12 protein-coding genes are annotated in these 13,195 nt (G+C 29.4%); 3 read left to right on the forward strand and 9 right to left on the reverse strand.

Features of this window, described 5'->3' with window-relative positions; genetic code table 11:
* Positions 1-197: 197 nt before the first annotated feature.
* Positions 198-1,982 (reverse strand): glycosyltransferase, encoded by a 1,785-nt coding sequence (locus EI71_RS02720; protein ID WP_119015721.1) that lies wholly within the window; start codon positions 1,980-1,982, stop codon positions 198-200.
* 194 nt (positions 1,983-2,176) lie between these two features.
* Here EI71_RS02720 and EI71_RS02725 point away from each other — a divergent pair, with 194 nt between their 5' ends.
* Positions 2,177-2,773 (forward strand): helix-turn-helix domain-containing protein, encoded by a 597-nt coding sequence (locus EI71_RS02725; RefSeq protein WP_119015722.1) that lies wholly within the window; start codon positions 2,177-2,179, stop codon positions 2,771-2,773.
* 28 nt (positions 2,774-2,801) lie between these two features.
* Here the strand turns inward: EI71_RS02725 and EI71_RS02730 are convergent, their stop codons facing one another.
* Positions 2,802-3,233, reverse strand: a complete 432-nt coding sequence (locus tag EI71_RS02730) for a hypothetical protein (RefSeq protein WP_119015723.1) — start codon at positions 3,231-3,233, stop codon at positions 2,802-2,804.
* A gap of 151 nt (positions 3,234-3,384) precedes the next feature.
* Here EI71_RS02730 and EI71_RS02735 point away from each other — a divergent pair, with 151 nt between their 5' ends.
* A complete protein-coding gene (locus EI71_RS02735; RefSeq protein ID WP_119015724.1) occupies positions 3,385-4,038 on the forward strand; it encodes a DUF1836 domain-containing protein in 654 nt (217 codons plus the stop codon).
* Positions 4,039-4,075: 37 nt separating this feature from the next.
* On the opposite strand, the gene proC is transcribed toward EI71_RS02735, so the two are convergent.
* The 7 genes from proC to EI71_RS02765 all read right to left on the reverse strand — a co-directional run bounded on the left by proC (position 4,076) and on the right by EI71_RS02765 (position 12,610).
* Entirely contained in the window at positions 4,076-4,870 is a 795-nt protein-coding gene (gene proC, locus EI71_RS02740; RefSeq protein ID WP_119015725.1) for a pyrroline-5-carboxylate reductase, read from the reverse strand.
* Positions 4,870-6,114 (reverse strand): glutamate-5-semialdehyde dehydrogenase, encoded by a 1,245-nt coding sequence (locus EI71_RS02745; protein WP_119015726.1) that lies wholly within the window; start codon positions 6,112-6,114, stop codon positions 4,870-4,872. The genes proC and EI71_RS02745 overlap by 1 nt, the downstream gene beginning before the upstream one ends.
* Positions 6,095-7,240, reverse strand: coding sequence for a glutamate 5-kinase (proB, locus tag EI71_RS02750; RefSeq protein WP_119015727.1), 1,146 nt, complete (start codon positions 7,238-7,240; stop codon positions 6,095-6,097). Before proB ends, EI71_RS02745 begins: the two co-directional genes overlap by 20 nt.
* A gap of 65 nt (positions 7,241-7,305) precedes the next feature.
* Positions 7,306-10,491 carry an EAL domain-containing protein gene (locus tag EI71_RS02755; protein ID WP_162849702.1) on the reverse strand — a complete coding sequence of 1,062 codons (3,186 nt, stop codon included), beginning with the start codon at positions 10,489-10,491 and terminating at the stop codon, positions 7,306-7,308.
* A gap of 9 nt (positions 10,492-10,500) precedes the next feature.
* Positions 10,501-10,947 (reverse strand): metallophosphoesterase family protein, encoded by a 447-nt coding sequence (locus tag EI71_RS10095; protein ID WP_162849703.1) that lies wholly within the window; start codon positions 10,945-10,947, stop codon positions 10,501-10,503.
* Positions 10,922-11,512 (reverse strand): XTP/dITP diphosphatase, encoded by a 591-nt coding sequence (locus EI71_RS02760; protein ID WP_119015729.1) that lies wholly within the window; start codon positions 11,510-11,512, stop codon positions 10,922-10,924. The genes EI71_RS10095 and EI71_RS02760 overlap by 26 nt, the downstream gene beginning before the upstream one ends.
* 108 nt (positions 11,513-11,620) lie before the next feature.
* Positions 11,621-12,610, reverse strand: coding sequence for a hypothetical protein (locus EI71_RS02765; protein ID WP_119015730.1), 990 nt, complete (start codon positions 12,608-12,610; stop codon positions 11,621-11,623).
* A gap of 98 nt (positions 12,611-12,708) precedes the next feature.
* Here EI71_RS02765 and coaD point away from each other — a divergent pair, with 98 nt between their 5' ends.
* Positions 12,709-13,188 carry a pantetheine-phosphate adenylyltransferase gene (gene coaD / locus EI71_RS02770; protein WP_162849704.1) on the forward strand — a complete coding sequence of 160 codons (480 nt, stop codon included), beginning with the start codon at positions 12,709-12,711 and terminating at the stop codon, positions 13,186-13,188.
* The last annotated feature ends 7 nt before the right edge of the window (positions 13,189-13,195 follow it).

Raw genomic sequence — 13,195 nt, forward strand, 5'->3', positions numbered from 1 at the left:
AAAAAAATTTTCTAAATAATTTTTGTAACTACATTTTTATAACACAGTGAAAGAGAGAAAAATGGCTTATCTAGGCCATAATTCTCTCTTTTCTATTTTTTAACTGTTGAAAACGGGATTATGAAAACCTTTTCAAGACAATTATTGTTGTAACGTTGTTTTAAAAACAAGGGAAAGAAAAAAGGTAAGCTTTTGACTTACCTTACTGCATATTCTAGTGGAATATTATATGTTTTTTCATATATATCCTTCCATAAAGAATAATTCTCATTCATTAAATAATTAATTTGAGCTTTGGAATTTTCTTCCTTATTTGGATATATTGGCTTTCCAATATGAATAGTATATTCTTGTACCTTAAAGCCATCGCTATCTACAATATCAGAATCCTCCATTGTAATAAAGCATGGTACAACAGGTACATTACTTTTAACTGCAAATTGGAATGCACCCTTTTGAAGTGGCTTTGGCTTTCTATAATTCCACCACATAGATTGTTCTGGATAAACAAGCACGAAATTACCTTTTTCTAGTAATGTATTGGTAGATTTCATAAATTGCTGCATAGCCTTCATATTTGTAGCTAGTGGCAATGTATAACAATTTCTCATTAAAAATCCATAGAAGCCAGGGAAGCTTGTGTAATTACCTTCACGAATTACACGGTAAAATCTTCTTTTTCTTCTTTCGGATTTTTTAATGCATGTTTCATATGCAACCTGAATTGCAAAGGAATCTAATGCATTAAAATGATTACATGTCAAAATAGCACCACTATCTAAGTTCCTTAAATTCTCGATACCCTCAATATCCTTAATAATCATTTGCTTATTACGGATAATTTTATTTAAAAATCTTCTTGCAACAAAATATGCTGCCTTTGTTTTAATCTTAGAAGTAACCTTCTTCTTTAAATAATCAACTTCGCCAGGTAAAATCTCACGACTGGGAGGATCCTGTTCAACATCTTCAGCAAATCTGCCTTCAACCTCATAAGAACGAATCTTCTTCATAATTCTTAAGCGGTCAATAGAATGAACAGCAATTTCACCCTTCTGTAATAATTTATAATAAGAATCACTTCTTAAGGATTCACTAATTGCTAGAGCCTCTAAAATCTTAGCCTGCTCCATATCTCTTAAGACTTGCTCTTCTTTATAATTCTCTTGAATTTCTTTAATTTCATCATATCCAGGAGTCATAATAGCATATTTCCAGAAATGCTCACCTAAAGGACCATTTTTCATATGCCATGGCTTACCCCACATAATATAATGAATCATATTGATATCTTCATCTTTGTATTTGATTTCACCATAAATTTCAACATTCCATGAATTATCAATCCATAATACCTTATGGTTACAAATAACATTTAAGTAATCCTCATCCTGAGTAACTTGGAATCTATAAACTCCAAGTAGGTTAATGAACTGATCTAATACACAATCCTCACGGAACTTCTTTGTGTTAATTAGCATTAAGCCTGCATTAAAGAATTCATCTCTTTTAACACCACAAACCTCTTCAACATAATTACCATAACATTCTGTTTGGATCATTGCCTGCTCATTACATGCTCCACAATAATAATTTGTAATATCATGGCTAAAGAATTTAGAAATATCACCTAATACTACAGTATCAGAATCAATATAGATTGCCTTATCATATTCTTCAAACATTTCTGCAATGAAGAAACGGAAATAAGTTGTCTTGTTGTAATAATCTCTTACTGGTAGACGAGATTCGATTCCTTCATAGTAGCTAGATACATCTACATATTCAACACTAAATCCCTTTTTGGAAACAGAGGAATACTTTTCCTTTGTTTCTTCCTTTATATCTGTATTTAAAATGTATACTCTATATTCAAAATCTGGTGATGCATTTTCCATAATGGACTTTAAAGTAACCATTGTGAACTTAACATATTTGTCATCACACGCAAAGAATATAGGAACGATTTTCTTTTGATTCATAAGAAAAATACCTCCTTGGTTCTTCTTTTAAAAAAACCGACTGAATGATAAAACATTATCGCTCTACTGTCAATAATATATAAGGCTACATCGAATTCTACACACATTCTACCTTAAAAAAACTACTCTACTCACAGTAGAATTTGCATTATAACCCTAGTTTTTGCGAGGAAAATGGGGTATAATAGTGATGTATGAGTGATTTAAAGAAATTAATAGCTCAAAATTTAGTAGAGCTAAGAAAGTCAAGAAAATATACACAACAGGATATAGCCAATATGGTTCAGTATTCTGATAAAGCCGTATCAAAGTGGGAGAAAGGAGAATCATTACCTGATATCGAGGTTCTTTATCAGATTTGTAACATATATGGTGTTACCCTAGATTATCTAACTCATGATGGAGCTTATGATGAGAAAAAGGAATATGTAATTCCTCAATCGGAATTCAGAAATCGAATCATCATCACAGCTTTATTCTCTTCCATTATTTGGATGGGTGTAATCATTGTGTACGTATATCAGAATTTATACCAAGAGTTTAACAATTGGCCTATTTTCATTTGGGCAGTTCCAGCAAATTGCGTTCTTCTTTGGTTTTTCAATATGAAATGGGGAAGACGCAAATGGTTCATTGTCATTGGCTCTATATTCGTTTGGACATTAATTGCAGGATTATATTTACAAATCCTTTATACATCCCATTTCGAATATAATTATTGGATGCTATTTTTAATTGGTATTCCAATTCAAGTAGCATTAGGCTTATTAACTCAATTAAGACATTATTAAAAAGAAAGTCCACAAGGGACTTCTTTTTTTATGCTGCAAGAAGAACCTTGCGATAGTTTATATTATCTAAGTTATATAATGCACGAACCTCATCAATTACATCTAAATATAGATTATTCTTCTTACATAATGGATTTTGAAGTTCAATCTTTACTCCATAATAATTACAAATAGATATAATTTCGATTAGATTCTTTCTAAATGCTTCCTTATCTATTCCTTCTTCCATATCTCCTTCACCTAAGGATAAGATACAGTAATCAAAGGATCCCAATTTCAAAAAAGCTTTTACAAGAAGCATTGCTTCTTTGGAAGTAAGATTCTTTTTAGATAAATTATATACATCATATTTTTTATAAAGCATTCTAAGATAGTATTCATTCGATATAAAATATATACCATTCTTTATATATTCTCTTAAATAATGTGAACATCCGGCAATTAGAATTCTTTTTTCCATAGCGATACGCTCCTTGTCTAAAAACTATTTCATCTAGTTTTCGATACTATATTAAACCAATTTTAAAAACTTGTCAACTATTTTCGATGCTTTTTATTGTAATTTTTACTATAACATGATAAAATTGAAGTAATCAATCGAGGTGTTATATATGGACAGCATAAAAAAGGCATTAGAAAACTGGATGAACGAGCTTAATAACTTCTCTTTTAAGGATTATGAGCAGTTACCAGATTTAGATTTATATATGGATCAGGTTATCCAGTTTTTAGATAAACAGTTATATATTTTCCAAACTTCTACTATGGATAAGCAAATTACCCCATCTATGATTAATAATTATGTAAAGGGTGAGGTATTACCTTCTCCTATCTCTAAAAAATATAATAAGGAGCATTTAGCTCTTATTGAAGAGATTTGTACATTAAAGCAAGTATTATCTATTGCAGAGGTTAAGCAAATCATTGATTCTGAATATAAGGATCAAACAACTAAGGCTGAAATATTTAATAAATTCAATCATTTAAATAATAAAAAGCTTGATTCTTCTGTTGAAGAGGCATTTAAGCATTTAAATGATATTGAAGAAAATGATACGAAGGCTTTAACAGAGCTTGCGATGGATTTTGCAATGACTGCAAATACATATATTCAAATTTCTAAGCGTATCTTATATCTTATTCGTGCATATGAAATTGCAGAAAAGGCTAAGGAAGCTATGGAAAAGAAAAAAGAAAAGAAAGAAAAGAAAGATGAAGAAGCTTTAGATAATACTTCTTCTCTTGAAGAAAGTGTAGAAGAATAAAGAAAACGGAAGCAAATTTGAATTGCTTCCGTTTTTATTATTTACTTAATTCTTTCGAACGATTTGCACAAGCTCTTGCACATTTAGAAATAGTATCTTCAAAGCCATTTTCTTTCAATACATTTAATCCTGCAATTGTTGTACCACCCTTAGAACAAACATTTGTAATCAATTGATCTATAGAGTCTTCACTTTTTAAAATCATATCTGCAGAAGCTTTAATAGATTCTGCAGCTAGCTTCTTAGCTACATCATAATCGATACCACATTTAACCGCATCATCAATAAATGCTTTCGCAAATAAATATAGGTATGCTGGCATTGAACCATTTAAAGCTAAGGAATCATCCATTTCTGATTCTTTTATAGGGTATGCAACACCAATAGATCTAAATACTCTTAATGCACTTGTAAAGAATATATTTGAATCATCTAAGCTACAAAGAGTTGTAACTCCTTCTTTAATTTGAGCTGGTGTATTTGGCATAGCACGAACAACAAAGGCATTATTGAAGTAGCTTTGGATATAAGATATAGTTAATCCTGCTGCAATACTTATTACACATCTACCACTAAAATCATAATTCTTTGCATCCTCTAATACTTCAGGAAACATTTGAGGCTTTATAGCAATTAAAATAATCTTAGAATTTTCTAATACCTCTTCAATATGATTGGTTACATTATAGCCTTCCATTCTATATTTAGCTAGCTTTTCAAAGGAATGAATATGTAATAGGATATCCTCCTTTTGATATACGCCACTTCTTAATACTCCCTCTAAAATGGCACTACCCATTTTACCAACACCTAAAATTGCAATCTGATACATTACTCTCTCACCTGACCATTTCCATAAATTAAATACTTATACGTTGTAATTTCCTTTAACCCCATAGGACCTCTAGAATGAAGCTTGCCTGTTGAAATACCAATTTCAGCGCCAAACCCAAAGCATCCACCATCTGTAAATCTTGTAGATGCATTATGGTATACACATGCAGAATCAATTTCATTCATGAATTTTACATAAGCATGAATATCTTCTGTAATAATAGCCTCACTATGCTTTGTAGAATGTAAATTGATATGTGCTATTGCTTCATCTAAATTTTTAACTACCTTAACTGCAACAATATAATCATTATATTCTGTATAATAATCCTCCAAAGTAGCTTCATTACAAGAAATTATCTTTCTTGTTTTTTCGTCTCCTCTGATTTCTATTTTAAGAGAATCAAATTCCTTTTTTAACATTGGTAAAAAGGATTCTGCTATTTTTTCATCAACAATAATATTCTCTATTGCATTACATACACTAGGACGAGAATATTTTGCGTTTATAGCAATTTTCATTGCCATATCTAGATTTGCCTTTTCATGAACATATAAATGACAATTACCAGCTCCTGTTTCAATATATGGAACCTTGGCATTGGATACTACATATTGAATTAATCCTTTAGATCCTCTAGGAATTAATAAATCAATATATTCCTTTTTCACAATAAGCTCATTCGTTGCGCTTCTATCTGTAGATTCGATTAAAGTGATACAATTAGGATTTACAATATCTTTAATTGCATCTTGCATAATCTTGCATAAAGCTTTATTTGTTAATATAGCCTCTTTTCCACCCTTTAATACACAAGCATTTGCAGTTTTAATACATAATGCTGCAATATCTACACATACATTTGGTCTAGATTCAAAGATAACTGCAATAACTCCAAAAGGAACTCTTACCTTATCAATCCTTAAACCATTATCCCTATTGTAGCTTTCAATAACCTCACCTATATAATTTGGTAATTCTATAACATCTAAAATACCTTGGACTAATCCATCAATTCTTTTATCATTTAAGGTTAATCTTTCAATCATAGATTCCTTTAAACCGGATGCTTTAGCTATTTCTATATCCTTTTTATTTTCTTCTATGATATATTCTTTATTCTTTAAAATAGCTTCGCTTATTCTTTTTAGCATTAAATTTCTATCTTCATTTGTAAGCTTTAGAAGCTCTTTTTCAGCTTCCTTTGTATTATTTAAGATACTATTTAACGAATCTTCCATAATATCCCTCCTTTAGAATTACCATATCATCGGCATAGACGATACCTTTCTTTGTATGAAAGTCAATTATACTTTCTGCAGTCTTAGAGTCTTTTCCTTTAACGGAATCTATTTCGCTTGAGGAATGGTTTGTAATTCCTTTCGCTAATATAATTCCATCTAAAGAGATTATATCTATAACAGAACCACTTAAGAATTCTCCATCTACTTTGGTAATTCCTTTTGGTAATATAGATACCTTTCTTTTTTCAAGTAGTTCTTTAACTCCATTATCTACAGTAATAGCCCCTTGGCTATTTGCTTTAAATATCATCCAATGTTCTCTAGAAGAGATTCCTTTTTCTTGTGCTTTAAATAATGTACCAATATTTTTCCCCTCTGCAATATCTATAAGCGAATCAAGCTTATTTGAATTACAAATAATCATATTTACTCCAACCATAGTTGAAATTAATGCAGCATCGATTTTTGTTTCCATTCCACCAGTTCCAACATTTGTTGTGGAACCAGATACCATAGATAAAATATTGGAATCTATTTTATCTACTATATCTACCATTACTGCATCCTTATAAACCTTAGGATTTTTAGTATATAATCCATCAATATCAGAAAATAAAACTAATAAGTCAGCATCTACCATTGGTGCAATTAAGGCTGCAAGTGTATCATTATCTCCAACCTTAATTTCTTCAACAGCTAATGCATCATTTTCATTGATAACTGGTACAATATTATTTTTAAACATGCTATCTAAAGTATTTGATAAATATAGCATTCTTTTTCTTACTTGGAAGTCATCATGATTTACTAATATTTGTCCAAGCTTGATATTATATATTTCTGCAGCCTTATTATATGCTTCCATAAGCTTCGCTTGTCCAACTGCCGCACAAGCCTGTTTTAATGCCATGTCCTTAGGCTTATGCTCTAGCCCCAAGACATTCATTCCAACCGCTATCGCACCAGAGGTTACTAAAGCTACATCAATTCCCTTTTTCTTTAAATTAGAGAACTCATGCATAATAGTAACAAGCATTGGCATATTTACAGAATAATCACTCTTAACTAAAGAGGATGAACCTACTTTTATTATGATTCTTTTAATATTCTGAAAATTTCTCATAATCTCTTCCTCGCAAAAAATTTTTAATATTTTACCATAAAAAAAGGCTTATTTAAAGCCTTCTTCTAGTTTTTTCTTCTTTTTACTCCTTGGAGTAAGTCTTTTATACGGAATCTCTTATTATAATAATTACCAAAAATATATTGATAACCATTTTCTCTTGCCATATCTATATCTATACTACTATCCATATTCGATAGGATAACTGTAACATTATGCTTTTCACATAATTCTAATATTTCTGGAATAGAGCTTGAATTTACTCCATGGTAATCATAAATTAGATAATCACATAAGCCTCTATATACATCAAATATATCTTTAGATGCTAAATGATAATTTGTATCACGCAAGGATTCTAGGCATGTATTATGAATAGAATCTGTAACTAAAGTTATATATTTTGGATTAACCTTATAAAACTTCTCATTTGTAGCTAGAGATTCTAAATATTTTTCTTCTAATGTTTCTTTAGAAACAGGAATAAATAAATTAGGATAAGCTTTTGTTTCATTATTAAATAATCTCATCTCTTGATAAGCCATACGAAGCATATATTTTTCTATATTAGAAACTAATCCTTTTTTCTTTATGACATTATCCATATCTTCTTTAGATATTTCTAAAGTATCCATACTAATTTCTAAATAGAAGCCTAATACCTTATTTCCTGTTAAATTTACTATTTGCTTATACATCAAAGAAAGCTTACCTTGATCTATTGCTTCACTAATTGCAGTTACTAAATGATTTTGATAGAATCTTTCTTTCGCAAGATGGGAATCATAATGAGCAATATGATTATCTAAAGAATCCATATTTGATGCATCAATTAATGCATCACTTGCATTTTCAATTAGCTCATGAATATCATTAAAATTCATATTTTTACCTAATCGAAATACACCAGCATTAAATCTTATATTTACTCTATAATTTAATTGCTTCATAGAAAGCGATGCATTATCTAATGCATTTTTAAGTATAGAATCTACAATTCTTTTATCATTGATATCCTTGATTAAAACTGCATAGGTTGTACCAAATAAATGATATAATTCGATATTAAAATGATTACTGAAGGCATCCTTTAGCTTTAATCCTACGGCATAGATTACTTGATTATAGAAATTTAAGCCATAAATATCTTTATAGAATAAGGAATCTATAACATCAATAATAACTAAGGATAATTTCTTTTTAGAATATTCCTTAGCTAAATCAACAGTCAATTTAACCTCTGTTTGCATATGAGATATAGGATTTTCATATGCTAGAGCAACTAAATCATCCTTTTCCTTTTTCTCGCTTGTAATATCTTCTATTAAAGAATAAATGATAATCATTCCATTATTTAATAATGGATAGAATCTTTCTTTAATTCTAACCTTACTATTTCCCTTTTTGAAATCATATTCAAAGATAATATCTTTAGACTTTAGGGCATATAATTCTTTTAATATTTCTTTATATTTTATGACATCAGAAGATTCCATATGCATAAAATAATCTTTATCTGTTAAGGTTTCTAATACGCCAAGTATTTCTTGAGCTTTATCGGAAAAATGATAATAGCCTTCTAAATTCTCTATAACACCTAAAGACATATTTTCTTGAATGAATAGCATTTTACTATTTTTAATATCATTCTTTTCTCTATCTAAATACTCAATTAATTTTGTATTTAAAACGGAAGTTATAAGCTTTAAGGATTCATAGCATAAATCTTCACTTAAAAATGGTGTATCAGATAAATATGTAATAGAACCAAGCTCTCTATTATTATCAAATAATGGAATAGCTATAGCATAAGTATCACTGATAAAATCTTTTCCTGTAACGATACTTTTAGAATAAGTTTTATCTGATAAATCTAAGAATACCTCACGCCCCATTTGCATAGCCTGATATCCAAGTGTACCATCTAATAAATCGACCTTTGGTTCTTTATCATATACTCTTTCAACCTTATAATGCAAACCTAAATATTTATAATCAAAATATAATAAATAGATTTCTTTTATAGAATATTGATTAGCTATTTCTATAGAAGCTCTTCGAAATGCTTCTCTAAATTTAACATTATGGTCTACTTGATTCATTGTATCAAAAATTATAGATAGCTTTCTATAATTTTCGGATACAGTTATATTCTTAACCGTCTTAATATCTTCAATTACCTTTTGACTTTGTAAAGGTAATTCTACTACTTTAGGATTTAATATACCAAGAGGACTATAGCTTGTATCTTCAGCCTTAATTAAAGGAAGTGTAACCTCTTCCTTTTCTTCTATAGTAGGAATTACAATTTCTTCTTTTTTCTTGGATTTTTTTACAACCTTTTTGATATCTTCCTTCGGATTTAATACATCCTCTAATTCTTCTATTTTTCTTCTATAAGAAATAATAGATGAAGCTGTATTCGTATGAATATATAAATCTAGAGCCGCTTTAGCAAACTCTAAGGATTCCTTAGGATAATCTATTGTTATATATTCTTCATAATTACTTTCTACAATAGAAGCCTTTTTATAATTATCTACTAAAATATATGATTTAATCATATAAGATGCGATTAATAGCTTCTTATCAATAGATGCATCATATTCATTAAAGAAGGAATCTCCATCTTGAATGACTCTTATATAATTCTTTCTTATAAAAGCTATTTCTATTTTATTTTTAGCTATTTCTTCTTGATGAGATAAATCTAGAGTTGTTGCATAATAGGATTCAAGCCTTGGAATTAATTCTAAATATTTATCATAATCTCTTTCCATATAATAAATATCCGATAATTTTTCTAAAGCAAAGATTTCTTCTTCTCTAGTGATATCATCATCTAGATATTCCTTTAAAGATTGTTTAGCATTTTCGTAATCACGTTTTGCTAAATATAATCTTGTAGAATCCTTAATATACTCACTTTGACGTGAAATAGGTAAATATTTTTGTTTGATACGAATATATTTTGCTGCTTGATCATATGCACCAATAGAAATAGTAACATCAACAATAGAACTACATAAGGCAATTACTCCTTCGGAATCCATTTTATTGATATCAGGTACATATTCATATAATAATTTTAATGCATCATTCGTTTTACCAAGCTCATGTAAAACTAAGCCTTTATAGGCTATAGCCTTCATGTAATCTTTTGAAAATTTAGTCTTTTGGCTTACAAAAAGATCAATCTTTTTTACCGAAGACTGTACTTTATCTAATTGTAAGATTTCATCTAAAGACATCAATTTTCATCACCACTTAAATTCAAATTTTTTATAGTTCTTATCCTCAAAATAATAATAGATATAATCATCTGTAATAATGATTCTAAAATCATCCATATAGGCTCCAGGATTCATTGTAAGTAAATCATCACTTGGTCTCCAAATAGGAATATGCGTATGTCCAAATAGACATACAGAAGCTCCAAGCTCTAGTGCTCTATACATTACTCTATCATAGGATTCCTTTACTCCATAGTAATGACCATGTGTAATGAATACCTTTCTCCCAAATAAATCTAAAAGTAATTCCTTTGGACCAAAAGAATCACAATTTCCTATAACATAATGGATATTATTGTTTTTTAATATAGGCAAGCTATTCCCATAATCCCCACAATGAATTATGGCATCAAATTCTTTAAAATTTTCATCAACTAATTTATTATGGCTATCGCTTATAAGTAAAATCTTCATTGATTAGCTCCTTCATCTTAGCTATTGCCCTTGCACGATGGGAAATTGTATTTTTTAATTCTAATGGGACCTCTGCAAAGGTCTTTTTAAATTCTTCAATATAAAAATATGGGTCATAGCCAAAACCATTTTCACCCTTAGGTGTATCAATAATAATACCCTCAACAGTTCCTTCAGTAACTAAATAATTCCCATCTGGATAATAAATACAAATGGCACATACATATCTAGCACTTCTATTTTCTATGCCTTGTAAATTTTTAATTAACAATTTATTATTATCATCATCGTTATGAGTACCAGCATATCTAGCTGAATATATACCAGGTTCACCACCAAGTGCATCAACCATTAAGCCTGAATCATCAGATATTGCAATACATCCTAAATCCTTTGATACCTGTTTTGCTTTAATAATGGCATTTTCCTTAAATGTATTTCCATCTTCTATGATATCCTTATCATACCCAATTTCATGTAAGGTTTTAAATTCAACTTTATCCGTACCAAATAGACTTTTAAATTCATAAACCTTATTCTTATTATTTGTAGCTATAACAACCATGTTAAATACCTCGTAAAATATGAAAATATTATAACATACTAATTAAAATTAGTATATTCATTATAAAGAAAATCATGAAAAAAAGGGGATTTACCCCTTTAAATATCACTATTTAATTCTTGTATGACAAGCTCCACAATAGGATAGATTTACTAATCTTTCACCACAGTATGGGCAATATTTGAATTTGCTTTTAGATACATTTTCAAATTCAACCTCAACCCCTCCACCATTTTTATAGATTTTATAATCCTCCTCATCGATTTTACCATCGTGATTTAAGTCTCCAACAAATTTAATAGAAACTAAATACTTCTTTCTTTGAATAATACCATATCCTAAGAAGGCTGAGCCTAAAATTAGGAATACGAATAAAGTAATCATAGGTGCTGCATTATACTCAAATTCATAATGGCTTGGGTTTACCATAGATACATAAATATAGTACTGACTACCTTCTGTAATCATGCTTGAATACTCCTTCTTATCACTCCCCTGTCCAGAGTAGGGTGCTCCATTATAGGAATAAGTGAAGGAATAGGAAACCTCACTTGATGTTTCATATTTACTTGTAACTGTAGCTTTTACCTTTACCTGGTTTAATAATAAAAATAATACTAAGCCAAGCCCCATTAATACATAGCCTACAATTCTTGCTGACCTAGTTATAATACGATTACTTTTAGGCTCCTCAGTTTTTGCATAAACCTTTGTGCTATCTTTAGAAATGGAATTTAAAAAGCTATCAATATCTATTTTATTTATATCTATTGTTTCTTTGATTTCTTCCTTTTCCTTTTGATATCTCTTAATATTTATAATAATAATTGCAACACCAGCAATCGTAAAGAATAGGAACATAATTGTAGCTATAAATATCTTTGCAGCAAGCTCTATTTCCGCTTGTGAAATTAAATAAACCATAAATACATCCAATACTAAAAAGAATATACCAGTTCCTATATTAAATATAGGGTGTCCTGGATTATAGTAATGGTGACATCTACAGTAATGATAATCATCATCATGAGAATCATTGCTGCTGTAATTTGAGTTTGAACCTGAGTTGTGGTTTGTACCACCGTAAAATCCTCCCATAATAATCCCTCCAAATTTTTTTACACACCTAGTATATCATTTATATACTTTTAAATAAAGTATATATGTTATATAATGAAAGAAAGCGAGGTATTTATATGAGAAAAGCCGTATATCCTGGATCCTTTGATCCAATTTCTAATGGACATTTAGATATAATAAAAAGAGCTTCAAAGCTCTTTGATGAGGTACATGTTGTTGTATCCTTTAATATAGCCAAAGGCACATCTTTTACAGTTGAAGAAAGAATTGAGATGCTAAAAAAAGCAACAGCAGGATTAACAAATATTGTTATAACATCTTGGGATGGACTTGTTGTAAGCTACTGTAAAAATAATGGAATAAAAGTTATCATTCGTGGTATGAGAAATTATTCCGATTATGAAAATGAATTTTCTTTATTCCAATACAATAAAGATATTTATCCTGATGTTGAAACAATCCTTCTTATGCCTACAACAAAAAATCAAATGGTATCTTCTTCTGCAATCAAGGAATTAGTTACATTTGGTTGTGCAATTGATAAATATGTTCCAAAATGCTTAATAGAAGAAATCACCAATAAATTTAAAAAATAAAGGGGCT

The sequence above is a fragment of the Anaeroplasma bactoclasticum genome (genome assembly GCF_003550015.1).
GTDB lineage: Bacteria > Bacillota_I > Bacilli_A > Acholeplasmatales > Anaeroplasmataceae > Anaeroplasma > Anaeroplasma bactoclasticum.

Bases quoted from the DNA above. Each gene is read 5' to 3' on its own strand.
- EI71_RS02765 (WP_119015730.1), bottom strand. From the start codon at position 12,610: ATGGGAGGATTTTACGGTGGTACAAACCACAACTCAGGTTCAAACTCA.
- EI71_RS02725 (WP_119015722.1), top strand. From the start codon at position 2,177: ATGAGTGATTTAAAGAAATTAATAGCTCAAAATTTAGTAGAGCTAAGA.
- EI71_RS02735 (WP_119015724.1), top strand. From the start codon at position 3,385: ATGGACAGCATAAAAAAGGCATTAGAAAACTGGATGAACGAGCTTAAT.
- EI71_RS02730 (WP_119015723.1), bottom strand. From the start codon at position 3,233: ATGGAAAAAAGAATTCTAATTGCCGGATGTTCACATTATTTAAGAGAA.
- EI71_RS02760 (WP_119015729.1), bottom strand. From the start codon at position 11,512: ATGGTTGTTATAGCTACAAATAATAAGAATAAGGTTTATGAATTTAAA.
- EI71_RS02755 (WP_162849702.1), bottom strand. From the start codon at position 10,491: ATGTCTTTAGATGAAATCTTACAATTAGATAAAGTACAGTCTTCGGTA.
- EI71_RS02745 (WP_119015726.1), bottom strand. From the start codon at position 6,114: ATGGAAGATTCGTTAAATAGTATCTTAAATAATACAAAGGAAGCTGAA.
- EI71_RS02720 (WP_119015721.1), bottom strand. From the start codon at position 1,982: ATGAATCAAAAGAAAATCGTTCCTATATTCTTTGCGTGTGATGACAAA.
- EI71_RS10095 (WP_162849703.1), bottom strand. From the start codon at position 10,947: ATGAAGATTTTACTTATAAGCGATAGCCATAATAAATTAGTTGATGAA.
- proB (WP_119015727.1), bottom strand. From the start codon at position 7,240: ATGAGAAATTTTCAGAATATTAAAAGAATCATAATAAAAGTAGGTTCA.
- proC (WP_119015725.1), bottom strand. From the start codon at position 4,870: ATGTATCAGATTGCAATTTTAGGTGTTGGTAAAATGGGTAGTGCCATT.
- coaD (WP_162849704.1), top strand. From the start codon at position 12,709: ATGAGAAAAGCCGTATATCCTGGATCCTTTGATCCAATTTCTAATGGA.